This window comes from Stieleria mannarensis (assembly GCF_014154935.1).
Lineage (GTDB): Bacteria > Planctomycetota > Planctomycetia > Pirellulales > Pirellulaceae > Stieleria > Stieleria mannarensis.
In genome coordinates this window covers 39,755-65,460 of the sequence record NZ_JACEHH010000008.1, presented here as the reverse complement: position 1 = coordinate 65,460, position 25,706 = coordinate 39,755, and the positions used below count along the sequence as shown (strand labels likewise).

The 25,706-nt window shown below is 60.2% G+C and carries 19 protein-coding genes; 9 read left to right on the top strand and 10 right to left on the bottom strand.

The window, feature by feature from the left end; translation table 11 throughout:
* Positions 1–495 precede the first annotated feature (495 nt).
* The 3 genes from H1B37_RS07515 (at position 496) to H1B37_RS33695 (ending at position 3,447) form a co-directional block, all read left to right on the top strand.
* The gene (locus H1B37_RS07515; protein ID WP_182866024.1) at positions 496–909 is read left to right on the top strand and encodes a hypothetical protein; all 414 of its coding nucleotides are present in this window, start codon (positions 496–498) and stop codon (positions 907–909) included.
* Positions 910–992: 83 nt separating this feature from the next.
* Positions 993–2,714: a hypothetical protein gene (locus H1B37_RS07510; protein ID WP_182866023.1), complete on the top strand. Its 1,722-nt coding sequence runs from the start codon at positions 993–995 to the stop codon at positions 2,712–2,714.
* A 604-nt stretch (positions 2,715–3,318) separates the two neighbouring features.
* Complete coding sequence (locus H1B37_RS33695; RefSeq protein ID WP_286177509.1) at positions 3,319–3,447, top strand: hypothetical protein; 129 nt, start codon at positions 3,319–3,321, stop codon at positions 3,445–3,447.
* 66 nt (positions 3,448–3,513) lie between these two features.
* On the opposite strand, the gene H1B37_RS07505 is transcribed toward H1B37_RS33695, so the two are convergent.
* Both H1B37_RS07505 and H1B37_RS07500 read right to left on the bottom strand, forming a co-directional pair.
* Positions 3,514–3,855 (bottom strand): hypothetical protein, encoded by a 342-nt coding sequence (locus H1B37_RS07505; RefSeq protein ID WP_182866022.1) that lies wholly within the window; start codon positions 3,853–3,855, stop codon positions 3,514–3,516.
* Positions 3,856–3,949: 94 nt separating this feature from the next.
* Positions 3,950–4,582, bottom strand: a complete 633-nt coding sequence (locus tag H1B37_RS07500) for a hypothetical protein (protein WP_182866021.1) — start codon at positions 4,580–4,582, stop codon at positions 3,950–3,952.
* A 134-nt stretch (positions 4,583–4,716) separates the two neighbouring features.
* On the opposite strand from H1B37_RS07500, the gene H1B37_RS07495 reads away from it, so the two are divergent.
* Positions 4,717–5,271: a Uma2 family endonuclease gene (locus H1B37_RS07495; RefSeq protein WP_182866020.1), complete on the top strand. Its 555-nt coding sequence runs from the start codon at positions 4,717–4,719 to the stop codon at positions 5,269–5,271.
* A gap of 1 nt (position 5,272) precedes the next feature.
* Positions 5,273–6,865, top strand: coding sequence for a sulfatase family protein (locus H1B37_RS07490; protein ID WP_182866019.1), 1,593 nt, complete (start codon positions 5,273–5,275; stop codon positions 6,863–6,865).
* 105 nt (positions 6,866–6,970) lie between these two features.
* Here H1B37_RS07490 and H1B37_RS07485 read toward each other — a convergent pair whose 3' ends face one another.
* The 6 genes from H1B37_RS07485 to H1B37_RS07460 form a co-directional block, all read right to left on the bottom strand.
* The gene (locus H1B37_RS07485) at positions 6,971–7,783 is read right to left on the bottom strand and encodes a hypothetical protein (RefSeq protein WP_182866018.1); all 813 of its coding nucleotides are present in this window, start codon (positions 7,781–7,783) and stop codon (positions 6,971–6,973) included.
* Positions 7,784–8,039: 256 nt separating this feature from the next.
* Positions 8,040–9,446 (bottom strand): aminotransferase class III-fold pyridoxal phosphate-dependent enzyme, encoded by a 1,407-nt coding sequence (locus H1B37_RS07480; RefSeq protein WP_182866017.1) that lies wholly within the window; start codon positions 9,444–9,446, stop codon positions 8,040–8,042.
* 365 nt (positions 9,447–9,811) lie between these two features.
* Positions 9,812–10,558, bottom strand: a complete 747-nt coding sequence (locus tag H1B37_RS07475; protein ID WP_182866016.1) for a uracil-DNA glycosylase family protein — start codon at positions 10,556–10,558, stop codon at positions 9,812–9,814.
* A gap of 31 nt (positions 10,559–10,589) precedes the next feature.
* Positions 10,590–11,336, bottom strand: coding sequence for a hypothetical protein (locus tag H1B37_RS07470; RefSeq protein WP_182866015.1), 747 nt, complete (start codon positions 11,334–11,336; stop codon positions 10,590–10,592).
* Positions 11,337–11,531: 195 nt separating this feature from the next.
* Positions 11,532–12,929: a DUF1501 domain-containing protein gene (locus H1B37_RS07465; protein WP_182866014.1), complete on the bottom strand. Its 1,398-nt coding sequence runs from the start codon at positions 12,927–12,929 to the stop codon at positions 11,532–11,534.
* Between the two features lie 127 nt (positions 12,930–13,056).
* Positions 13,057–15,696, bottom strand: a complete 2,640-nt coding sequence (locus H1B37_RS07460; RefSeq protein WP_353620799.1) for a PSD1 and planctomycete cytochrome C domain-containing protein — start codon at positions 15,694–15,696, stop codon at positions 13,057–13,059.
* A gap of 266 nt (positions 15,697–15,962) precedes the next feature.
* On the opposite strand from H1B37_RS07460, the gene H1B37_RS07455 reads away from it, so the two are divergent.
* Positions 15,963–16,628, top strand: coding sequence for a carbonic anhydrase (locus H1B37_RS07455; protein ID WP_182866013.1), 666 nt, complete (start codon positions 15,963–15,965; stop codon positions 16,626–16,628).
* A gap of 513 nt (positions 16,629–17,141) precedes the next feature.
* Here H1B37_RS07455 and H1B37_RS07450 read toward each other — a convergent pair.
* Entirely contained in the window at positions 17,142–18,500 is a 1,359-nt protein-coding gene (locus tag H1B37_RS07450; protein WP_182866012.1) for a sigma-54-dependent transcriptional regulator, read from the bottom strand.
* A gap of 476 nt (positions 18,501–18,976) precedes the next feature.
* On the opposite strand from H1B37_RS07450, the gene H1B37_RS07445 reads away from it, so the two are divergent.
* Positions 18,977–20,821 carry a chloride channel protein gene (locus H1B37_RS07445; protein WP_182866011.1) on the top strand — a complete coding sequence of 615 codons (1,845 nt, stop codon included), beginning with the start codon at positions 18,977–18,979 and terminating at the stop codon, positions 20,819–20,821.
* Between the two features lie 14 nt (positions 20,822–20,835).
* Here H1B37_RS07445 and H1B37_RS07440 read toward each other — a convergent pair whose 3' ends face one another.
* Positions 20,836–21,228 (bottom strand): helix-turn-helix transcriptional regulator, encoded by a 393-nt coding sequence (locus tag H1B37_RS07440; RefSeq protein WP_182866010.1) that lies wholly within the window; start codon positions 21,226–21,228, stop codon positions 20,836–20,838.
* Positions 21,229–21,489: 261 nt separating this feature from the next.
* Between H1B37_RS07440 and H1B37_RS07435 the strand changes: the two genes are divergently transcribed.
* Both H1B37_RS07435 and H1B37_RS07430 read left to right on the top strand, forming a co-directional pair.
* On the top strand, positions 21,490–23,100 hold the full coding sequence (locus H1B37_RS07435) for a proton-conducting transporter transmembrane domain-containing protein (protein ID WP_182866009.1): 1,611 nt from the start codon (positions 21,490–21,492) through the stop codon (positions 23,098–23,100).
* Between the two features lie 71 nt (positions 23,101–23,171).
* Positions 23,172–25,706, top strand: a complete 2,535-nt coding sequence (locus H1B37_RS07430) for a YbcC family protein (RefSeq protein ID WP_182866008.1) — start codon at positions 23,172–23,174, stop codon at positions 25,704–25,706.

Genomic DNA, 25,706 nt, shown 5'->3' with positions numbered 1-25,706 from the left:
AGACGTTGGATCCATAAACCAAAGTATGGCGCAGGCCGCCGCGAAAGCGTAGGGGCAAGTGCGGCAGTTGGGCGGCCAAATCACCGGGGATGCGAGCCGACCGCCCCTTCCCGCGGTTCTTCAAATTCACCCTCCGTGGCAGAGGTCGTGCGGTTTTTAACCTCTGATTTAACAGGCGTTTACGACTTCACCCTCCCCTTGGGAGGGTCGCGGAGGAGTAAGCGACGACGCGGGGAGGGTTGATCCGCGATTTGACACGACCGGCGGTCAAAAGCTTGTCTAGCGATACACCTTTCGACCTCCCCTCGCTGCGCTCGACCCTCCTGCCAGGAGGGTTAATTTGAAAAACCGCACGACCTCGGCAGGGAGGGTGACTTGCATGCGCGAACCCGCGGATCCCCGACTGCGATAACATCCGTGGGTTCGCGCTGCCATCGGTGGGCTTTTTCGATTCCCCCTGATCTCCCTCCCCAGTCACACGCCACCCGTTCCGCCATGTCCCAATCCGCAAAGTACCCCACCTCCTGGCTGACCTGGTACCTGTGGCTCGTCGGCGTCGTCTCGCAATTGGCGTTCGTCGCCGCTGTGATGCCCCAGTCCTGGATCGTCGACATCACCGCGCGATTGCAACTGGAACCCTTCCCCGAAACACCGTTGGCGTTCTACTTGGCCCGCCACCTGTCGCTGCTGTACGGGGCCGTCGGGATCGCCCTGATCGTGGTTTCCTATCGGATTTCACGATTCCGCGAATTCATCGGATATCTGGCCGTCGGCATCGTCGCGTTCGGTCTGTTGCAAGGGCTGATCGATTTGCAATCCGGGATGCCGATCTGGTGGACCGCCGCAGAATCGATCAGCAGCGTCATCGGCGGCATCCTGCTGTTCGGGTTGCACCGCCGCTGCCGCTGATTTTCGCGTTCCGATCCGGCAACGCGAGCTATCGTTTCGACGTGCCACCAACCCTTCGAGAACGCGAAAACGAAACGACAGCGATGTTGAAATACCTGTTGATCCCACTCGGCGTTCTCTCGGCGATCGTCTTGGCGGCTCCCGACCTGGTCGTCCTGGGCTATTTCTTCTTGATCCTTCCGGGGCTGATTCTGACGGTCATACCGACGGTGTTCGTCTATCTGCTCGCCACGTTTTTGATTCGGCCCTTTGTGCCGATGTCGTCTCGGATCGGATCAACGGCGATCGCGTTCGGCTTGGCGATCGCCCTCGGTTTTCTGGTGATGTTGCCCTGGCGAATGACGGAACTTCGTCGTTTTCAACAGGCCGCGATCCCCGACATCGTCGCAACACCGGCGATCCGACTGTCGGGAAACGTGCTCGTCGATTTTCCTCCCGAGCGTGGTCCAGCGAGTAAAGAAATGTCGTGTGATCATCGTTGCACGATCTTACTGGATCTGCCGGGCGTCCAAAGCGTCACCAAAATCAGCGGTGACAACGCGAAAACATACCGATGCGGTGCCGACGAATTTGGAACGCTGGTTCGGCCGGATCAACCGCAAAAGATCCTTGACGCATTCGGCAAATTGTCTCGGCCACATGGGGCTGGGGCCTTTGAAGCACGCAAGCGTTTGGGGCGGGCGTTGCAAGCCGATTGGGCGTTGCGCATCGCACAAGGAGAGACCTTGCGAGAGGACACGCCGCTGGGGACCGATCGGATCGATTGGCGAGTGGTTTACCAGGACGTTCGACAACCTGGCGAGCCTCGCATCAAACGTTTGGAGATCTGCGACAGCCATGGAACGGTCAAGGCCCGACGCTCACTGGTGAAACACCGTGTGCCATCACCCTTCTTCTACTTTGGGTTCGAAGGTGCATTCACGAATGCCAGATTCACCATCGGCGGTTCCACCTATTCCAACCAGACACGGTACTTTGACTTCGATCCCGATGTTGAACTGCTACGCAGCACCGGGATTCCGAAACCGGATCCGGCGCCGGACGCGGTCGCTCGGATGGAACGATCACTGATTCAAACGCTGGACGACCCGAACGCGACCGCAGCACAACTGTTGATGGCCCCGATGTGGTTGAGCCTGTTTCGATACGACGCAGACAAAGCGCAAGTCGACACGATCGCGAAGATATTGCTGGAGGAACGAATTGCTGATCCCTACGAGCTGCTGCAAACGGCGCTGCGGAGCAAGACCGACCTGACCGCATTACGCCACGGTTTGACCAAACGTTTTTTGGCGGCCGATGACCCGAAAGCCCGAACATGGTATGTGGCCGCATTGGTCGACATGCCCGATGGGACGTTCGCCCAGCCGAGCAACAACGAGCGAGCGATCTGGGAACGAGCCGATTCCGTCCCCGAAGCGGCGCCCTTTTTGGAACGCCTGGCCGATCAAGGAACCATCGTCGTTCCCATCCTGATGGCGACTCTCGATGGCGTGTTAGAAAAACCGTGGCATGAACGACGGCGGGTCGTTCGCGGCGTTCGTGAAGCCTTCAAGCGATTGGGCCCGGACGCGTCGGAGGCCATTCCGCGCATCACAACCTTAATGACCGAGCTGCGGTCGCCACTGACCAATTCGTCCAAGGATCGTCTCCAATGGCTCGTGGCCCTCCATCGAATGGGCGTGCCCGCCGAGGAATTGCCCTACGGCAGCTGGGTGAAAACTCCATCAGACCTCCAGCGGCATTCAAAACGAGTTCGCGATCAAGTCGAACGTTACGAAGCCGAGCGACTTGAAACGGGTTAATACCCCGCCGCAATTCGGTCTTTGGTGGCGGGGCATCATCGTAGCGGAAGCCGCCAAGGCTTTCGCCACCCGAGCAGGGTCGGGGCATCAGCAGGAGTTGCGTTTCCCCTCCGATTATTGTCCCGTCGGCGCCATACCGTCTGCGATTCTCTCATCGAACCGACCATCCGCTACATCGGTTCGTCCCGCGATTCCACGTCACCAGTCGGTTTCTGGTTCGATGGAGCAGGAAAGTGACGCGGAGGTTGAATTCTCCGTCGATTCGGTTCAGAAAAGGTCGTTGCTGCCAATGGCGCCAAAAGAAATCCAACGGTGAGCACTGGAACGATCAATAAGAGTTGAGGTTTGTGATCGATAGCAAAAACAGCAGTACCTACAACAGCAACATACGTGGCAACCCATAACAGAGTGCCGAGTCGGAATTTGAAAGGGCGTTTGGATCCGACGCCTCGCAAAAGCCGCTGATCGAAAACTGCCCGTAGCTCATCAAACGTATCGCGACGAGCCAGTGCCAATGAGGCAATAAGTATCAGTGTCGCAGTGCTCAAAACGAGTGCGAGCGCATGAGTGTTCCACACGAGATTCACTGTAGAAGAAAAACACGATGAGTCGGCCGCAACTCAGTTTTCGGGTTGCCGATGCGCTCCAAGGGTCGATCTGCCCTCCCAGCTTGGCGTACGCCGAACAGCAACTGTCCAGCCCAAGCGAAAATGAAGCCGCGGTAGACTACTAGGATAGATCTTCAGAACGTCGTGGCGCGAAAATTAGAGAATCCGAAGCGTTTCTCTCCAGGAACGATTTACTCCTCATCCGAAGGCTCTCCTTTGCCGGCCGCGTCACCAGAGTTGTTCTGGGACGAAATGCTTTCGAGGAGATCGAGAAGCTTGTCGTGTCGGTCAGCCTGTTGCTCCCAGCGGTCCAGCAGGGCATCGTAACGATCGGCTTGAGTTTTCGAACGCGCTAATTGACGCTCTGTCTCATCTTGCATGTCCTGCGTTTGATCCAGTTGCTGCTGTGTTTGTTCGGTCTGGCGATCGTAATCATCGAGCTGCTTTTGGTAGGCTGCATCATAGTCATTGCTGGCTTGCGGCGAGCATGAGCCGAGCAATGCGAATAACACTGCGATCGGTAGGAATTTCATCAGACATGTTCTCCCATCATCTCTTGAACGGCAATCAATCGGTTCCAAGTGCGAAAAACAACCCCCGTCCCCTTTAGGGCGCGCGGGCGCCATTTTAGACGAACACGTAGGTCTGGATGCGATCGATGGAGCGTTGGGTTTGGGTGGTTGTCCGCAAGGGTGGCAGGCGGGTCAGATAGTCTTCGGGTAAACCTCGCTCGCGGAGGAAGGTTTGCGTCGCCTTGTAGTCCGCGTCGCGGAAGGCTTCGGCACGCTGATAGAGCCGAATGCCTAGGATCGCGTCGGCGATTTGGGTGATCAGGGTTTGCCAGCGGTCATGATCCACGCTGGCCGGATCGATCGTCGCTGGGCGGTTGGCTTGGCTGGTGTATGCGTCGATCACGCTTTGACGCCACGATCGCTCCGAATCGCCGACGCCGCCTTCATTGATTTCCATCTGCACCAGGTCAATGATTTCATAAAAGATGGCATCGGCCGTGGCGTCAAACATCGCCGCCGACGGGGCGATGGTTTCATCGCCGAGCAGCGCCGCGGTGACCCGCTCGATCAACCACAGCCTCTGACCGGCGTCCCATTGGTCAAACCAGTCCACACCGTATTCGTGCTGCGGCGCCTCGCCGCGAAGCTGGGCGACATGGGCATCGACCATCATCCCGATCGCCCCCCGGACCAAGTCCGCTTCGGCGCCCGTCAGATTTCGCAGTCCAGCGGTGGTTGGCCATGGCATGGTGAATCACTCGCTCCACTAACATTGACTCGCGGTCGATCTCCACACGAATTGCGGAGGGTTAATCGTAAGATCGGATCGATACGGACGACTCTACCGATGTTACAATGGGCACCGTCGTCAAGGAATCCAAAATGAGCACCACGTTGAAACTCACCGTCCCCGAATACGAGCAGATGATTGCTCGAGGTGCGTTTACCTGCCTGAAGCGCAAGATCGAATTCATCGGAGGAGAGCTGCGAGAAATGAGTCCCGCCGGGCCGGTGCATGATGATTACATTGAATTCTTGCTCGGCTGGGCGGCCAGTCTTGCAGCGAAAGATGAATGTCGAATTCGCTGTCAGTCCGGGTTGCTGGTCGGCAACAGCGTGCCGGAGCCAGACTTTACGCTGCTCGCTCCCAAGCGTTACGGTCGCAGTCGGCCGACAGCTGACGATGTCTTTCTATTGGTCGAAGTCGCAGACTCCAGTTTAACGTACGACCTCGGTGAAAAGTCTCAGCTGTACGCCCGAAGCGGAATCCGGGAATACTGGGTCATTGATGTCGCTGGCCGAACGCTCCATCGACATACTGATCCAGTTAACGGCAGCTATCAAAGTGTCGACCGGTACGACGAACATTCCACCGTGACCCCAGCGTTCTTTCCGTCGCTCGCGCTCTCGCTTTCAGAACTGTTTCTTAAGGACTGACATGGATCGAATTTTGAGTTTCGCACTAGCGGTGGCCGTCCAGTGTTTCGCGCTGTCCTGTTTCGCGGCCGATCGACCGAACATCGTGATGGCGTTTGCCGATGATTGGGGCAAATACGCCAGCGTCTACGCGACACTTGAGCCCGGCGGCCCGAGCGACGTGATCTCCACGCCCAACTTTGATCGACTGGCCGCCGACGGGGTGCTGTTCACTCGGGCCTATGTCAGCGCACCGTCGTGCACCCCGTGCCGCAGTTCGTTGCTATCGGGCCAGCACTTTTGGCGTTGCGGCCGGGCGTCGATCCTGCAGGGTGCGATCTGGGACTTTTCCAATCCCGCCTACCCGCTGATCCTGGAACGAGCCGGCTACCGGATCGGTCACACCTATAAAGTCTGGTCCCCGGGTTCCCCCGCCGATGCACCGCATGGTGGCAAGCGGACCTCGTTCAATCGTCACGGTCGCCGATTCAATGGGTTCTCGCAAAACGCGATGAAAGCCGAAGACCACCAAGCCGGCAAGGCGCGGCTGCTAGAAGAGGTCCGTCAGAACGTGCGTTCGTTTTTGGACGCCGATGGTGACCAAGCGGTCGATGGCGAGGCGCCGTTTTGTTATTGGTTCGGGCCGACCAATTGTCACCGCAAATGGATCGCTGGCAGTGGGAACGCGTTGTGGGGAATCGATCCGGACGACCTGAAAGGCAAGCTGCCGCCCTACCTGCCGGACGTCGACGTGGTTCGCCAAGACGTTGCCGATTACCTGGGCGAAGCTCAAGCATTTGACGCGTCGTTGGGCGTGATCGTTGAAGAATTGCGCCGCGTCGGACAACTCGACAACACGATCTTGGTGGTCAGCGGCGACCATGGAATCCCTGGCGTCACGCGTGGCAAATGCAACCTGTACGATTTGGGAACCAGTGTTCCGCTGGCGATCCATTGGCCCGGCGGAATTAAAACGCCCGGACGCGTCGTCGACGATTTCGTCTCGCTGCCCGACCTGGCGCCGACGTTCTTGCAAGCCGCCGGAGAATCGATCCCAGACGTCATGACCGCGAGATCGTTATTGAGCATCCTGGAAAGTGAACAAGACGGCCAAGTCGATCCCGCCCGCGACGCCGTCTTCACCGGTCGCGAGCGGCACGTCGCCAAAGCACGTGCCGGCAACAAGCCCTACCCGCAACGCGCGATCCGCACCGATCAGTACTTGTACATCATCAATTTCACGCCCGATCGGTGGCCGATGGGCGACGCAGCGGGATTCGGCAGGTCAGACGGCCCGATGCCCTCACTGGAAAAATTGCGTGAAAACACTTTCAGTGCCTTTGGCGACCTGGATGCGAGCCCGACGAAGGCCTGGGTGGTGCTGCACCGCGACGAAGATCCCCAATCGTTTGACTATGCGGTCGGTCGGCGTCCACGGTTTGAACTGTACGACATCCAGGCCGATCCGCATTGCATGCAGAATTTGGCGTCCGATGTCAAACACGACGCGGTCCGCCAAGCGTTACACACCCGGCTGATGACGGAACTGGAACGGACCGGCGACCCGCGGGTTGGCGACGATGTGGTGTTTGAACGATCGCCGTTTACCGACTGATCGGGCGGTGAACGCTGGTATTGGGTTTTAGCCGCCTGTCCTCGCTGCTTTGCAGCGACGGAAAATCGCCTCAAGGCTAGACACCAACGCTTGTGCCCGAACCGGTTAACCCTTGGCCAACAGCAACACCAGCTTTCGTTTTTGACTCAAGCGGACCATGGCCTTGGGTGAGAGTTCGACGCGATTGGTGGCCTTGGCGATGTCGATGCACAACAGCTTGATCCCTTCGTCCGAATCAGCGCTGTCGGGGTCGGTGCTGCCGGCAACCACCTCGGCATGCACCATCAAGCATCGATCGCCCTTGCGGAGCAGATAAACGGCGTCGGCTTGGACATCCTCGGGCGCCTCGAGTGGTCGAAAATCGTAGCGGCTGCTGATAAAGTCAAGTTGGCGGTCACCGATCAGTTCGGAAAACTGTTTCAGGAACGCTTCTTCGATGGAGTCTTTGGTGATCGTCTGGCGATTGTCTGCCGCACGGGGACCCAACTGGTCTTTTTCGGTATCCGATTCGGCGGTGCCAGATTTGCCGGCGTCCGCGTCCACCTCGGCCGCTTTTCGTTCCTGTTTTTCGCGTTCCTTTTCCGCCAACCGCTCAATCTGTGGCAGGTAAAGTTCGAACTTCTCGATGATCTCGCGCGCCTTGTCCTGTTTGCGCTTCAGCCGTCGGACCTGCCGCTCACGATCCTTGGCTTTGGCGTCGACTTCCTTCTCCGGATCCTGACGCAGGATCCGTTGACGGCTCTCACGGTACTTTTCGTACGCCTCGTTGAGCTTGGTGTGCGAATCCGCCCATTGGCGTTCCAGGAAATGCGCCCGCGCGTCCATGATCGCCGGCGCCGATCGACTGCCGCGCAATTCGCCGTACAGATCTTGCAGATCGTCGACCGAAACCGGCCGCGCTTTCGTCTTGTCGTTCAAGCGAGTGCCCCGCCAAGAGGAAACAGGTCAGAGGAGTCTAGAAGTTTAACATCCTGAACCCGCCTGATGTGCAAGCTTTCGCAACGGTGATCGAACCCGGCTGAATGTTCGGTGATGGGCGAGCGGAAAAGGGGGCAGGTACGGATGGCTCGGGCATAAACGTTGGTGTCTATCCTTTCGGCGATTCTCGGTTGCTGCATCTCTTTCGCCTTATGCCGTGCCATTCGGGTCAGGACTAAAAAAATGCTGCGACGGATCACCAAGTGAGCGTCGCGAGTCCTTGGTCCAGCAGTTCGATGGCGTGATCGATGTGGGCTTCGGTGGTGGTTGCCGGGGGCGGCAGGAAACGGATCCGCGTCGGGTCGCCTCCGCAAACAAATCCCAGCAGACCGACATCAAACAGGTGCATCATCAGTTTCTTGGCAGCATCGAAACTGCCGTCGCCGGGTGTGAATGCGACCATCATGCCTTCGCCAAAGGGCCCGCCGATCTGGCCGGGGTACTTGTCGGCCAGCCGCGCCAGGGCGTCTTGAAAATACGACGCCAAACGCATGTTTTCTCCGGCCGGTCCGAAGCAGCCGTTGCTCTCCAGGCGGTCGAGCATTTCGATTCCGGTCGCGATCGAGGCGGTCGCGCCGGTGAAGGTCTGGCTGAGGATCGGACCGGTGGGTTTCATCTCGCTGCTGTAGAGCGTCGCACAGACCTGGGTGATTTTGCCGACCGTGACGATGTCGGCGAACTGGTCCAATCCGTAATGCTGGAACGCGAACGGACGACTGGTCCTGGAAAAGCTTTGGACTTCGTCAAAGATGATCGGCACGCCGGCGTCTTTGAGCGGCTGACACAGCGCGGTGAAAAACTCGTTGCTGCCGGGGTAATAACCGCCCTCGCCGGCGATCGGTTCGGCCCAGAAAGCGGCGTATCGGCCCGGGTGACGTTTCAGCAATCGATGCAATTCATCGACGGCCCATCGCGTGCTTCGTTCGGGGTTGGCGGGATCACGAAAAGGCAGGTAGTCGACCGGGAACGTCAGCGGCAATCCGGATCGATAATTCGCTCGGTCGGTCAAGGTCGCCATCGCAAACGTTCGCCCGGCAAAGGCGTTGTCGAACGCGATCACTCGATCGGCCGGCGTCTTGTGATGCATCGCGATTTTGAGAGCATTCTCGTTGGCCATCGCGCCGCTGGTCGAAAGCAGACAATGCGGCAGTGACGCGCCGCCGGACTGGGCCAGCGCGGTCAGCTTTTCCATCATCACGACGCTGGCCGGGTTTTGTTGCAGGTTGCCTTGCATCACCGTGTCTTCGATCGCCGCATCGATCGCCGCGGCCACCATCCCCGGGTCGCTGTGCCCGGCACCATGAACCCCGATGCCGCAGATGAAGTCCAGTTTGACGCTGCCGTCGGCAAGTTCGACGTAGGGACCGCGACCGAGCCCCGAGGACAGGTAGGGCCAGATCGGTGGCCCGCCCCGGACGGCGGACAACCGGTCGATCAGGGCGGCGAAGCTTTCTTTCATCGACGCCGGCGACGGACGCACCGACAGTCGCCCCGCGTGCTCACCGATCGCTTCGGCGACCAGACGCTTGGCCTGGGCGATTCGGGGGTCGTTTCGAAGGGCATCAGCGACCGTCTGGGTCGATTCGTTGGCAGGTTGACTCACGAATGTCGGCTCGGCGGTGAGTGTCGGCGAAAGAGGAAACGGGCACGTCGGCAGTAATGTAACCAAACGGTGCCGCGAGGTTCAGTGTGCCACGCGGTAAGACGCTCCCCAGCGCACGTTGGTGTCTAGCCTTGAGGCGATTTCCCCCCCTCGCTGCGCGCGACGCCGATTGTCTAAGTGACGGATTCGTTCGTAGCGGAAGTCGCCAAGACTTTCGCAATCCGCTGGCCCTCTCTGGCGTTTGCTTGCTGCGCAAACGCCGTCTCTCCCCGAGGGAGAGAATTTAGATGGGGGCCAAAGTTGCGGTCATACAATCGACTTCCCTCGCAGCGAGAGGCGACAGCCCGGAAGGGCCATCGTACGGTTTAGGACCAAACGCCTGCCTTTTCCAGCTGCTTGGTCACCTTGCCCGCCCAATCGTTGTTGGACGCTGGTGAGGCGGGGCTGGGGTGCAAAATGCGAGTCACCGTGGCGCGGCAGCCTTCGATTTGGACCACCCGCTTCAGACAGGCTTCGGCATACACGCCGACTCCGACCAGGTGATCCGGATCGAGCGTGCGGATCACGGTCAGCAAGTGGGTGTCACAGACCGCGGTCAGCTTTTCGCGCTCCTCAGCCGGCAACTTGTCCGGCGTGCGGTTGCGGGCCGAGGCCTCCATGAATACCAGCGGACAGTAGTTCAACACGAAGTGGTCTTCAAAGAACGCGGCCGGCGTTTCGAATCGCTCTCGGAACAGGCCCCACAAACGACGTCCGCTGACTTCACTGCGCTGGCACTGGAATCCCTCGACGGGACGTTTTTCGTGCTCGATCGGCGGCTTGTCGACCGGTTGATCGATCTGCAACCAATCACGGACCGCCACGACCTCGCCGAACGGGACGCCGGTTTGAGCCATCCCCCAGGGGCCGGGGTTCATCCCCAACAGAACGACCTTGACGTCCTCTCCGACCCACTCCAAATAGGCTTCGTGCGACTTCCTGGCGTACGCCAACGGGTTGTACACATGCGTGACCGGATCGGAAAACGAGAGCAGATCGACCGAATCGGAAAGCTCCCGTGCGGCCCGGACAAGGGCTTGCCGATTGCGGTGTGAAACATTGGTGTGTGTCATGATTAATTGCGGAACGTGTTTTTTGCCGTCCTTAGACCGCCAAGTATTCTTCGATCGCTTCGGTCAGCACGTCCACCCTCGGTTGCTTGCCCGTCCATCGCTGGATGGATTCGATCAGGATGCCGACCCGAACTTCCTCGCGGCCGAGCACGTTGTAGCCCAGGTCGCGAATTTGTTGGAGGTCGTTTGCGGGGTTGGCAAAATCCACCACCAGCGTGCCGTCATCACACCGCGGCCACTGGGCTACGTCGACGGTTTCGGAAACCGCGATCAACCGCGCGTGCTCGATCGCCTCGGTCGACGCCCAGGCGATCGGTGAATGGGACTCTTCGGCCGCGATCTGTGTGGGGAAACTCGGATCGGGTGTCCCGATCCACAGCAGCGGTCCGATTTCCGATTCCAGCGCTTTGAAGTGCTTGCCGATCTCCGCCCGCAGCCACGTCGTCAGGACATTTTCGGTCTGCCATGGGCTCTCCGGCGAATTGTCCCGCCAGTAAAGATTCGCTCGCTGTTCAGGGGCGTCTGAGTGGGCGCCGGTGTCAGCAGCGGGGCGGTCCAGGGTTTGGCCGATCAGATTCTGGTCCAACAGCAATCCGCGAAACCCCAGCACCTGGGCACCCGTGATCGCTTGTTCGATGCGCTCACAGGGCACGTCACTGGAGATCACCCGCCAGCGGAGTTGCATCGAATCGAAAGCACGCTCGAGCGCAAACTGGGCGGGGTTTCCGGCAATGGGATGCCCGAGGACCAAAACGACGGGCTCGGTGATGCCGTCCATGACGCTGGAAAATTCGCGGCTGTGGGGTGAAGGCGGGCGGGATTCGACGCGCCGTGTAGTCTGACCGGCAGACGGCCGACTTGGCAAGTCGGGGTGGCCGCCGGCGTCGCTCCAACGTGCCGTACGACGGATTCGCGACGCCCCGGAAGGGACGTCGTACGACAAGACGGGCGGCGAAGGCCTGGACACCCGCGTTTACCCCACGATGTCCGTCACCACGTTGCCGTACACGTCGGTCAGTCGGAAATCGCGTCCGGCGTAGCGGTACGTCAGCCGGGTGTGGTCCAGGCCCAGCAGATGCAACACGGTCGCGTGCCAATCGTGGACGTGGCACGGATTTTCCACGGCCTCGAAACCGTGTTCGTCGGTCGCCCCGTAGCTGAGCCCCCCCTTCGTTCCTCCGCCGGCCATCCACAACGTGTAGCCCTTGTTGTTGTGGTTGCGTCCGTTTCCGTTTTGGGCCGAGGGCGTCCGACCGAATTCGCCGCCCCACATCACCAACGTGTCCTTGAGCATGTCGCGCTGCTTCAGGTCCGCCAACAACGCCGCGATCGGCCGATCACAGGCTTCGGCGCGGGCGGCATGGTCTTCGGTCAATCGGGTATGTTGATCCCAATTGCCGTGGGTGATTTCGATGAACCGCACGCCCGCTTCGGCAAATCGACGCGCCAACAGGCACTGACGGCCGAACGTTTGCGTCGGATCGGAATCGGCACCATACATCGAAAGCGTGCGTTGGTCTTCGCCGGACAGATCCATCAACTCGGGCATTGCGTCCTGCATCCGAAACGCCAACTCGTAGGACTGGATCACGCCCTCGACGTTGGCCCCATCTCCGGCCGGCATTTGGCTACGGTTCAGCGATTGAATGAAGTCCAATTGTCGGCGCTGCTGGTCGGTCGTCCGTTTGGGGTGGCTGATATCGGGCACCGACGGGCCGCCGCCGCCGGAGATGAATCGTGCCGCTTGGGCGAACCGCCCGCCCGCCCCGCCGACTTTGGTGCCGCCATAGATCGCCGGCAGGAACGCGCTGCTGTAGTTGCGTGAGCTGCCCGCCGGCGGGCTCAGCGAGACAAAGCCCGGCAGACTCTCGTTCTCCGTCCCCAACCCGTACAGCGTCCAGGCACCCAACGAGGGCCGAACGAATTGTGCCGTCCCGGTATGCATCTGCGTCATCGCGCCGGGGTGGACCGGTTGGTCACAGTGCATCGACCGAATCAAACACAAGTCGTCGGCGTGTTTGGCGACCTCGGGAAACAGATCGGAGATCCAAAGTCCGCTGTCGCCGCGCTGGCGAAACTGCCACGGTGACTTCAATAGCGCGCCGCCGTACTTGCCGCGTTTGCCATCGTCCGATGCCAGTGCGGGTTTGTAGTCGAAGGTGTCGACGTGCGACGGCCCACCCTGCATGCACAAGAAAATGACGCGTTTCGCCTTGGCCGGAAAATGCGGCGGCTTGGGCGCCAACGGATTTGCCGCCACTTCCGCCCCTGCCCCAAGGGCGGACGATCGGGACAGCGACGACATCCCGGCAAGCGCCAAATAGCCGAACCCGGCCGAGGTGTGTTTCAGCAGATCGCGACGTGTAAACATTGGATTATCGAGGGTGATGGAACAGTGGGATAGGCTTGGAGCCTGGCGAAATGATTCTGGGAACAGGCTTCAAGCCCATCCCCCGGGGCCAACCGCATGACAGGCTGGAAGCCTATCCCACGGTTGATCAATTCAAGTAACGAAACTCTGCCGCTGCGAATAGCGACTGACAAAATGCCGCATAGGCCGACTTGGGTAACAAGCCGGACGAACTGAGGAATCGATGGGACGCGGCGCGTTCTTCGGTCGACGGCGGGCGCCCGTAGGCCAACACGAATGCCATTTCGACGCGGTCCTTCGTCGAGCCGCCTTCGTTGATCAACCGCTCGGCAAACGATTCACTCAGCCGCATCGTCAGCGGGTTGTTCAACATGTAAAGCGCCTGGTTGGGCGTGTTGGATGCTTCCCGAGTGCCGACCACCATGCTGGGGTCGGCAAAGTCGAACACTTCCAGGGATCGCGGCACGAAGTCGCGAACCACGGGCAAATAAACACTGCGATGGTTGTCCGTCACGCTGTCCAACGAACCTTCGTTGTAGGCGTCGGCGGCCATCTCTCGGATCTGACGGTTGCCCATCGCCGATCGCAACTGGTTCCGAGCCTGGGCCTGCTGGCGGGGGCTGCCGTTTCGCATCCGATCAAAAATCTCACCGAACTGTCCTCGGCGGCTGGTCAACGTGGTTTGCAGGTTGCGGCGGATGGCATCGCGGGGATCGCTTAGCTGACCATTGCGAACGCGGGTGTAACCGGCCTGGGCGACCTTGGAGCCGACCGGCCGTTCGGTTTCCAGCTCGCCGGCGATCGAAAGCATCGCGTCACGCAACGATTCCGCACCCAGCCGTTTGACGTTGGCCCGCCACAGCAAGCGGTTGTCCGGGTCCGCTTCGTGGCTGGCGACGTCAAACGTGCTCTGCATCCGATAGGCCCGCGTCAACATCATTTCGCGGATCATGGTTTTGACCGACCAGCCCGACTGGACAAATTGGATCGCCAAATGATCCAGCAATTCGGGATGCGACGGCGGCGTTCCGGTCATGCCAAAGTCTTCGGTCGTCGGCACAATCCCCTGACCGAAGACGTGCTGCCAAATCCGGTTGACCATCACGCGGGCGGCCAACGAGTTTTCATCGCTGCCGATCCAACGGGCCAATTCCAATCGACCGCTGGTCCCGGGCTTGGGGCTGAAGGACACGTCACTGAGTGCGGCCGGCAAGTCACGTTTGATTCGGCCGGCCGGCTGATCGATCTCGCCACGGACCAACAGCGGCGCGTCGCCGACGGTGTCGTTGTCTTGAACCCCCATGCAATAGCTCCGCGGCTGGCCGTTTTCATCGACGACACCCAACTTGGCCGACAATTCGCCCAGCTCGTTCGTCAATCGAATCCGCATCTGTTGGGGCGTCGCGCCGGGACGTCGCGATGAGGTCGTGTTGCCATTACGCAGGCCGACCAAGTCGGCTTGTCGGTCACGGATGTCTTGGTGCAATTGCTGAAGCTCGTCGGCGGAATAAGTTCGGCCGATCGGTTGGTCGTCCGGGATCGGCAACAAGATCAAACTGCTTTGACGTCGTTGTTGTGGGCCGCCGAAGCTGCCGTACTGTGACGGCGGTGTGCCGAAGAAGGTCTTGGTGCTGCGAAAGATGCCCGCCATCGCGTAGTAATCGGTTTGGCGAATCGGATCGAACTTGTGATCGTGACACCTTGCACAGGCGACCGAGGTTCCGAGAAAGACCCGCGTGGTCGCATCGATCTGTTCGTCGGCCAGGTCGGCGGCAAATTGGGCACCGCTCTGTTCGTTCACGTTCTTGGTGCCGATCGCCAAGAAGCCGGTGGCGACCAGATGTTCGGACCATTGTTGGTCGTCGGCGGCGGGCATCAAATCGCCGGCGATCTGTTCCTGGACGAACTCGTTGTACGGTTTGTCGGCGTTGAACGAATCGATGACATAGTCGCGGTAACGCCACGCGTGGGGATAGGTCATGTTCACTTCGCGTCCGGTCGATTCGGCATAGCGGACGACGTCCAACCAGTGCCGCCCCCAGTGCTCGCCGAATTGTGGCGAATCCAACAATCGATCGACCACACGGGCGACCGCGGCGTCGGGATCCTTGTCGAACGCGGCGTCGAACCAACGCAGCTGTTCCGGGGTGGGCGGCAATCCGACCAGATCAAAGCACAGGCGTCGCAATACAATTTGTGTCGGCGCGTCGGCGGCCGGCTGCAAGTCGGCTTCGTCGCGTTGGTGTGCCAAGAAGCGATCGATGACCGTTTCCGCCGTCGCCGCGGTCGGCTGAGAAGTCAATGACGATTTCGGCGGCTCGCTGCGCCGCGGTTTTTGATACGCCCAAAACGTTCGCTTGGCCTGGGCGATCGTTTCGTCATCGATCGTTTGCGCGGGTGTCTGGACCGGGGTGACGCTACGTGGGTCGGGTGCGCCGTCGAGAATCCAAGCTTTGAAATCCGCGATCTCGGCGTCGGACAACTTTCGCTTGGGCGGCATCACAAAATCGGTGTGCGTGATCGCGCCGAAAAACAAACTCGCCTCCGGGTCACCGGGCACAATCGCCGGCCCGCTGTCGCCGCCATCGATCATCGCCGCTTGGGTGTCCAATCGCAGTCCACCCTTGGACTGGCCGGCTTGTTTGCTGTGACAACCGTAGCACTCGCGGACCAACACCGGTCGGATCTTGGTTTCAAAAAACTTCGCTTGTTCACTCGTCAACGACACCACGGCGCCGTCATCGGCAGCGACCGCCAGCCCGGCCACCCCCGCTACGGAGGCTGCGCTTACAAAAAAAAGAACAAGACGAGAAATTTGCTGCAAAAACACCGGTTTTCTCCCGGAACAAGCGAGCAAGAAGAGTGATCAGCTGCGTGAGTATTCCAACACATCGCCGAGCAGAAAGTTTCGTTTGCATCGTTCACCGTCATCATACCGGCACCAGTGACGATCGATCTTTGATACACTCGATCGACGCTTGTCCCGGCAACGTGATTCGTGGCCAAACACTTCCGCATCCTGGATTCTAAACGATGCAAAAACTCGTCGACGGTATTCACCGATTTCAGCGTGATCTGTTCAGTCAAGACCAACAGTTATTTGAGACGTTGGTCGAAGGGCAAAGCCCGCTGGCGCTCTTTGTGACCTGTTCGGACTCGCGAATCGATCCGAGCCGATTGACCCAAACCCAACCCGGCGAGTTGTTCATTCAACGGACCGCGGGGAACATCGTCCCACCCTACGGGAGTGTCCAGGGTGGCGAGGCGGCGACGATCGAGTATGCGGTCAGTGTTTTGAAGGTCCGCGACATCGTGATTTGCGGACACAGCCACTGCGGAGCGATGGCAGGATTGTTGGACCCGGAATCGATCGAAAAACTGCCGGCGGTCAAGGCGTACTTGGAGCACGCCGAAGCGACCCGCCGGATCGTGGAAGAAAACTATGGCCATCTGACCGAACCGGAAAAACGGCTGACGTTGACGGTCGAAGAAAACGTCCTCGTCCAATTGGAAAGCTTGCGGACGCATCCCTCGGTCGCCGCCGCGGTCGGCCGTGGGCAGTTGAAACTGCACGGCCGGGTCTACAAATTTGAAACCGGCGAGGTGTTCGCGTTCGATCCCGACGAGGCGCAGTTCAAACCGCTGCAAGATTTGGCCGTGCCGGTCGACGCACAAGTCCGCACGCTGCCGCCGATCTAGTGCTCCGTCGGGGAAGACAATGGCACGGGCATCAGTGTCGTCGTGCGAACGTAGCTACCTTCGCCGGGACGTTGATTGTATTGCTGATGGGTTCAGTTGCTTTTGTTCCGTGCGCCATCAAAGATCACTCCGCTCGGTTCGCCAACGGCGATCTACAACTTAGCCTGGGGTGAGACCGGATGAGCCCCAGCGAATCCGGGCGTAACCCCAGGTCCACGCACACCAAGAAACCTCCCCCCTTTCGCTCGGCCGGCGGCAAAGCCGCCGGCCGAGCGAAAGGGGGGAGGAGATGGGCTTTCTTTCCTGGGGTGGCGGTCACTTCGCTGCGCTCGTTCCCTGACCCCAGGCTATGGATGTGTATGCCCTTTGGGCAAATGCTGCGGAATGAATTCCGCAGCATAGCGAAACAGCTTTCTGGGCTAACAAAGAAGATCGATGATCACCACTGAGCGGTACTGACCAAAAAGTCGCTCAGTAAAACAATCGACGTCAAAGAGGCGAGCCGACGCCGATCTAGTGCAACCCGTAGCGGCTCATCTTGTAATGCAGCGTCCGAACGCTCACGCCGAGTGCCTGGGCGGTTTGTTCGCGGTGGAATCCGCACGATGCCAGGGCCACCTTGATGGCTTCCGTTTCGGCCGCCTCGGTCGCTTCGGCCAACGTGCGGACCTGGGAGGATGCCACGGCGGGGACGGCCGTCAATTCCGGCGGCAGGCTGTCGGCATCGATGCTCTGGCCGACGTGCGTGACCACCAACCGTTCGACGACGTTGCGTAGTTGGCGGACGTTGCCCGGCCAGTTGGCCGCCACCAATTTCGCCAGCGCGTCGTCGGTGAATTGTTTGACCGGACGCTTGTGACGCTGACAAAAATGTTTAACGAAGTGTTCGACCAACAACGGGATGTCATCGCGACGTTTCCGCAGCGGTGGGATCAGCAGCGGAACGATGTTCAACCGATAATACAAGTCGTCACGAAAGGTTCCATCGTCGATCAGCGCCAACGGATCCTTGTTGGTCGCCGAAACGATGCGGGCATCGGAACTCATCAGCGTCTCTCCACCGACGCGTTGAAACTGTCCGGTCTCCAACACGCGGAGCAGATCGACTTGGCTTTTGGTCGGGATCTCGGTGATCTCGTCCAAGAACAGCGTGCCGCCGCGAGCCTGTTCAAAACAGCCGGGTTTCTGGCGTGACGCACCGGTGAACGATCCCTTCTCGTGACCGAACAACTCGCTTTCCAACAGCGACTCCGGCAGCGCCCCCAGGTTGACCGCGACGAACGCGCCACTGGACCGACTGCTCAAATCGTGCAGCGCGCGGGCGACCAGTTCCTTACCCGTTCCGCTCTCGCCTTGGATGAACACCGTCGCGTCGGTGTCGGCGACCTGACGCAGCTGCTGAAACAGCTCCTGCATGATGGTGCAGTTGCCGATGATTTCGGAGATCGCGCCGGCGTCGGCCAAACGGTCTCGCAACACTCGGTTTTCGCTCTGCAAACGGCCGTGGTCGAGCGCCCGACCGACCTGCTGGCGAATCAAATTTAAATCGACGGGTTTGGTGATGAAGTCGAACGCACCGCGACGCATCGCGTCGACGGCCGTTTCCACCGTGCCGTGCGCGGTGATGACCAACGTGTTGGTTTCCGGGGAGCGCTGCTTGATCAGGGACACCAGATCCAGGCCGTCGCGATCACCGGGCAACCGCACGTCGGCGATCACGACCTGGTATTGCGCCTGGTCCAATCTGTCCAGCGCCTGATTGACGTCGCCGGCCGTGTCGATGACGTCGCCGGATTTGGCGAGCCCCTTGGCCAAGCCGCTGCGGATGTGGGGCTCGTCGTCAACGATCAAGATTCGGACGGGTTCGGGCATGGGAAGTTGTTTGGGGATTCAAAACGGTTGGGATCTGCTGCGCCCCTAGCTTGCGCCGAGGCCCAATCGCATCAAGTTAAGGCTTCAAGCCTCAAGCGTTCGTCCGCTGGTCGCGTCACCTCGTAGATCAACCCTCCCCGCGTCGTCGCTCACTCCTCCGTGACCCTCCCAGGGGGAGGGTGAAGTCGTACACGCCTGTTAAATCAGAGGTTAAGAATCGCACAACCTCTCGAAGGGAGGGTTAGTTCTCAACTTGATGCCTAAACCCTTGCTCGCGTTGCGGCACAAGTGAGTCAACAAGCCGCCGGCGAATTCCGCGAGCGGAAAACCGGGCGGCGACGCAATCGTAACACGAACCGTGCGCGGGTTGAGTTTTCGCCTGACGGTATTGCCACAAGTGACGATCTCGTCCAGGATTGGGGGCGGCGAGACGATATCGGCCGATCCATGACACGCCCTGGGAAAAACGTTTGCAAGTGAACCGTCTGCAGAATTTGCTGAAGCGATTCGAGCTGCATTCGCTGGGAAAATGGATCTTTCTGGCTTCGTTGATCGGCGTCGTCGCCGGGCTGGGGGCGATCGCGTTTGATGTGCTCGGCCAGGTCGTCGTCCGCTACTCGGTGACCGAGTTTGCCGGTTATCGACCGCTCGATGCGGCCGGCGAACACCAACGATTCGAATATCAGTCCGATTTTTTTTCGCCTTGGATGCTCGTCGCCGTGATGGCGGTCGGCGGCTTGCTGTCGGGAATCTTGGTGTATGCCGTTGCCCCCGAAGCCGAGGGTGCCGGGACGGACGCCGCGATCGACGCGTTTCACAACAAACGTGGCAAGATCCGCGCCCGGATTCCGTTCATCAAGACGCTGGCCTCGGCGATCACGCTGGGCACCGGCGGCTCGGGCGGTCGCGAAGGACCGATCGCGTTGATCGGCGCCGGGTTCGGTTCCTGGATGGCGACGCGGCTGAAACTGTCCAACCGCGAACGCCGGGTGTTGCTGGCCGCCGGCATGGGGGCGGGGATCGGCGCGATCTTTCGCGCACCACTGGCCGGGGCGGTGTTTGCCGGCGAGATCCTGTACAGCGACGCCGATCTGGAAGCCGATGTGCTGGTCCCGGCGGCCACGGCGTCGGTGATCGCCTACAGCGTGTACGTGCAATCGTTGCCAGTCGAGTCGCGATTCATTCCCCTGTTCGGCGCGGATCTGGAGCACACGTTTGTCTCGCCGCTGCAACTGCCCGCCTATGTGGTGCTGGCGGTGGTGTTGTTCGTCATCGGCGCGATTTACGTCAAAACGCTGTTCGCCACCCAGGCGATGTTTCAGCGGTTGCCGATCATTCCACACGTGCGTCCGGCGATCGGCGCCGCGCTGGCCGGAACGTTCGGCGTCGGTTTGTACGTCGGGTTCGATCGCGACCCCAACCTGCTCGGTTCACTGGGCACCGGTTACGGGGTGCTGCAGATCGCGCTGACGGCGGCCGACCAGTTGGGCATCGCCTGCGTCTTGCTGGTCGCGATGGCAAAGATCTTGACCACCGCGCTGACCATCGGATCCGGTGGATCGGGCGGGGTCTTCGGACCGTCGATGGTGATCGGCGGGTGCACCGGGGCGGCCGTCGGATTGGCCCTCCAACAGGTTTGGCCGAACCTGTTTACCGAACCGGAAGCGTTTGCCGTGGTCGGCATGGCCGGGTTCTTTTCCGGCATCGCGCGGGCTCCCATCTCGACCATCATCATGGTCCGCGCCCTGACCGGCGACTACGGTCTGTTGCTGCCCACCATGTTGGTGTCTACGCTGACGTTCATGTTCAGCCAACACTTTCGGCTCTATCACAACCAGCCCCCGACGCGGATGGAATCGATGGCCCACCGCGGTGACTTTATCGTCGATGTGTTGGAGGGGCTGTCGGTCGGCGATCTGTATCAGAAGAATCGCAACCTGATCCTGATCCCCGAAGGCATGACGTTGGACACGATCGTGCATCGCCTGGCATCGACGCATCAGGATTATTTCCCGGTCGTCGACGAGAACCAAAAGATGGTCGGCATCTTCAGCGACGACGACGTCCGCGCGTACCTGTACGACGACGCGCTGTGGAAACTGGCCGTCGCCCGCGACATCATGGTCGACAACTTCTTGTACCTGACGCCGCAAGACGATTTAAATACCGCACTGCGCCGCTTCACGTCCCACAACCTGGATGAACTGCCCGTCTTGGATCCCGACCGACCCGGCGTCTTTCTGGGCATGTTGCGTCGCAAAGAAACCATCGCCGCCTACAACCACCGACTGATGGAACTCAAACAGACCGGCGAAGAGTAATGCTTTTTCCGGTTCTAGCCGGTGATCAATTGCAACAGATCGCCGATCGTGCGGTGTGATTCGATCGGGTGCCGCAGCGGCACATCCGTTCGCACTTCGTAACGGTTCTGGCGGCCGACACGTTCGCGGCGGATGAACCCCTCCTCCTCCAGGTCTTGCACCACCCGCTGGACCGCCCGCTCGGTGATCCCCACCCGCGCCGCCACCTCGCGCAAGACCAACTCCGGTTCGGCGTGCAAGACGATCAGCACATGGGAGTGGTTTGTCAAAAACGTCCACCGCGAACCGCCCTCCTTGGACCGGTCGTGCCGCTCCTCCGCCGCGGTGGTCTTGGAGGAGGAATCAGGAGCGGGGGTGGTTTCGCGGGGCTTCGCCGCGCGGGTCTTCTTTTTGACGTTCGGTTTCATTCGGTTTCGGTCCGCCTGGGGTGCGATCGGCACAGCAAACCCATTCTAGCATTCCATCGGCGAAAAAAAATTCGTGAATAACACGACGTGAAAACACCGTGTTTTCCCGTGCGCCCGCCGGGCCGGGCGGAGAAACCGCTCAAGAAACCGCCGGGTAAATACGAACTACTATTGACGACAAGAATGTCGTGTTTCATAGTTCGTGTATTGGAAGACGTGTTTTGTGTTTCGTATTTCGACGAATGCCCGTGGAGGTCCCTGATGGCATGGATCATTGTAACCGTCGCCGTGTTGCCCGCCGCAATGCTGCTCGCCCTGGCGGCGGTCATCCCTCGGCGTGTGGCCGACGCGGCGGCACGGCGAGTCCGTCGCTGGGTGACCGCCATCGCGACGCTGCAGCTGGGCATCGCCGCGGCACTGGCGGTCGGGTTTGCCATGCGGTTCGTGATGGGCACCGAAGCCCCCGCCGCAATCCAGGCCGGGTTTCCTGCCGCTGGAGCCTGGCCGATTCACTTGGACGGCGTTTCGACCTTGATGTGGTTGATGGTCAGTTTCATCGGCTGGGTGATTTGTCGATTCTCGATCCGCTATCTCGATGGTGATCCTTCCCAGGGCAACTATTTTCGCTGGACCGGCCTGACGTTGGCGGCGGTCTCGTTGATGGTCCTGTCGGGGCATTTGCTGTTGTTCTACGTCGCCTGGTTGATGACCAGTTTCGGGCTGCATCATTTGCTGTTGCACGATCCGGGACGCCCGGCGGCACAGCGTGCCGCCTGGACCAAGTTTGCGATCATTCGCATCGCTGATGTGGCCTTGGCGATCGCGTTGATCTTGCTGGATGCAGAGTTTGGCACGGCGTTCCTGGGCGAGATTTTCGTCGCGCTGGGAGACATCGCGGCGGCCAGCCCAAGGCTTCAGGTCGCATCGCTGTTGTTGGTGGTGGCTGGATCGATCAAATCCGCACAATTTCCGTTTCACACCTGGTTGCCGCAAACCCTGGAAACGCCGACGCCGGTGTCGGCGTTGATGCACGCCGGCATCGTCAACGCCGGCGGTTACTTGATCATTCGAACAAGCCCGATCGTTTCCGCCGCCCCATGGACACTCGCGGTGCTCGCGGTCTTTGGGACCGTCACGGCGGCGTACGCGGCGATTGTGATGACGACTCAAACGAGCGTGAAGAAGTCACTGGCGTATTCCACGATCGCGCAGATGGGATTCATGATGCTGCAGTGCGGGCTAGGCGCTTTCTCAGCCGCTTTGCTGCACGTTTTGGCGCACTCGATGTACAAAGCGCATGCCTTCCTGGCCAGCGGAAATGTGATTGCCGAACGAACCGCGGTGGGCGTGATGTCGACGCGGTCTGTTGGATCGAGCGGTCCCATGCCGGTCGCCCTGCCAGGCCTGGTCACGTGGCTCGCTGCCGCCGTGTTTTCACTTGGTGCTTTGGCAGGGGCTAGCTTGATCCTCGGTCTCGACCCGTCAACCAAACCCGGCGGGTTTGTCTTGGGGGCCGTCTTGTTCCTGGCGATCACCCGGTGGTTGGAAAAGGCGTTCGCCGGCGGTGATCGTCAACTGGTCGTGCGAAGCATTGCGGTCGCCGGAGGGCTCTGTCTGCTCTATGCGGCTTCGTACCGGATCGTCGACGGCTATGCCGCCGGCAGTGTACCGGCGGCATCCTTGTCGGCCCTCCAATGGTCGGTCATCGGCTTGATCGTCGGCTGCGGTTTCGCCGGGATGTTTTTGATCGACCAAGTAACGTCGCGGCCCCAACTGTCCGGCCGCTTCGGTCGCTGGTTCGTCCACGCCGGCAACGGATTCTATGTCGAAAGCACCCTGCGAAGGGTGTTTGGATCGCTCGTTTCCAGCTAGCCAAAGTCTCAGCCCTGAACCCCGAACGGAATCCATCAACCTCTCGCCCCAACCGAAACATGAACCACGACATGTCCAACGTGCCTTTCTCTGCCAGCCTGGGCAAGGCAGCCTTTGTCCCACCGGCCTACGAAGAACCTCACATCTACCGCCAGATAGAAGAGATCTTGGCCGATGTGACACGGGTGGTTTCAAAAGTCTGGCCGCTGAAGGATTACGTCGCGTTCAATCCGTACAACGGAATCGCCGATCGATCCTTCGCCGACGCCCGCGCGTTTCTGCGGATCTTTTCCGATTGTGAAATGCTGATGCCGCTGCCGTACTATCGATCACAGTACGCCCAAGGTCGCTTCACGCGGGCCGACGTTCGTCAGGCGATTGCCGAAAGTCAACAAGACGGTGTGGCGGCCGGATGGTCGATCGACGCCGTGATGGACCGATTGCGGGCGTCGACGATCGACGAGTCGCCGCAAAGCCATGCAGCGACACGCAGCGAGCGACGTCCGATTCGAACCATCGCCGAGCTGGCCGATCAAATCTCGCCGCAGGGATGGGGTGAAACCATCACAGATGAAATCGGCAAGTTTTGCGCGGCCCACTATGACCAGTTCCAATCGACTTGGGCCAGCCCGTGGAAAGAGTTGCCCTTTTACCAGGCCTGGCGGAGCGCGGCGCAGCACGACCGCAACCCGGAAATCCTCGGGCTGACGGGGTTTCGAAGGCTGGTCGGTCGATTGCCGCACACGCCGACCGCGGCACTGGTCGAATTGCTTTCGCACCTGCAGATCCCGTCGGCTTTGTGGGAGAGCTTTCTGTTGTGCCAGGTGTTTCACATGCCCGGTTGGTGTGCCTGGGCGAAGTACCAAGACGACGCGGAGCCGGAAGCGCAGCGGGAACACCTGATCGGATTGTTGGCGGCCCGGACCGTTTACGAAGTTGCGTTGGCCGATGCAAAACGGCTGCGCGTTCGTTGGGACGCCATGGTCGACGAGCATTCGGCAACGTTCCGCGCTACCCAGCGATCTGACGACGACGACACGGCCGTGCGACTGTTGCTGCTGAGGGCCTGCGAGATCAACCATCGCGACGGGATCCTGGGTCAGCTGATCGCCGATGAGCGGGCCGAGCAAAACCGAAAGCGGGTTCAAATGGTGTTTTGCATCGACGTGCGAAGCGAGCGGATCCGCCGACATTTGGAATCGCTGTCGCCGGAGATCGAGACCTATGGATTCGCCGGTTTTTTTGGAATGCCGATCGAGTACGTCAAGCTTGGCGACCATTCTGGCGACCACAACGTCCCCGCACTGATCCAACCGTCGATGCGGCTGCAGGAAGGCCTGACCGACGGTACCGGCCGATCCGAATCGGAAATCAAAACCGCACGACAACGAGACGGGTTATGGAGCAATCTGTGGCGCGGCTTCCAAAAGTCGGCCGTCGGTTGCTTTTCGTTCGTCGAAACGACCGGACTGTTGTACTCGGTAAAACTGTTGGCCGATTCCGCAACGCCGAAGCGTCGCATGGAAGACAAGATGACCGGCGACGCGACGCAACCTTCGACCGGCCCCACGTTGCGTGGCCTGTATCAACAAGGCTGGACGACGTCGCGTCAGGCGGATCTTGCCGAAGCGATGCTCCGCAACCTCGGATTGACCGATGGGTTCGCGCGGTTGGTGGTCCTGTGCGGTCACGGCAGCCAAACGAAAAACAATCCACTCGCCGCGGGCTTGGACTGCGGCGCCTGTGGCGGACATTCGGGCGAACCGAACGCCCGATTCGCGGCGCTGTTGCTGAATCAAGCCTACGTTCGCGAGATGCTTGCCGAACGCGGGATCGAGATCGACGACGACACGGTGTTCTTGGCGGCGTTGCACAACACGACAACCGACCGAATCGAGTATTTCGATCTCGATTCGATCCCGGCGTCACACCGTGGCGACGTGGAAGAGTTGATCGAGCAAACCCGACGCGCCGCGGAAAACACGCGGCAGGAACGCCTGCCGTCGGCCGCCAGCCCATCACCGGCCGAGCTGACGGGGCGGGCGATGGATTGGTCCGAAGTCCGACCCGAATGGGGTTTGGCCGGCAACGCAGCGTTCTTGGTCGGACCGCGCGAGCTGAGCCGGTCGATCAACCTGGACGGACGCGTCTTCTTGCACAGCTACGACCATGCCGCGGACAGCGACGGCGCGGTCCTGGAGAACATCATGACCGCGCCGATGGTGGTCGCCCATTGGATCAACATGCAGTACTACGCATCGACGGTCGACAACCACCATTTCGGAAGCGGCGACAAAACGATCCACAACGTCGTCGGCGGGTTCGGCCTGTTGTCCGGCGGTGGCGGCGATCTGATGACCGGATTGCCGACCCAATCGATCCATGACGGCACCCGCTACCAACATCGGCCCCTGCGGTTGCAAGTGATAATCGCGGCCCCACCGGCCGAAATCGATCGCGTGCTCGACAAACATCCGTCGATCAGGGAATTGATCGACAACCAATGGATCCACCTGACCGCGATCAACCACCAAAAATGTTTCCGATACGCCCGGGCGGATTGGTGCGTCATCGATGCCGATCGTGTGCCCGCCGCCACCGACTGA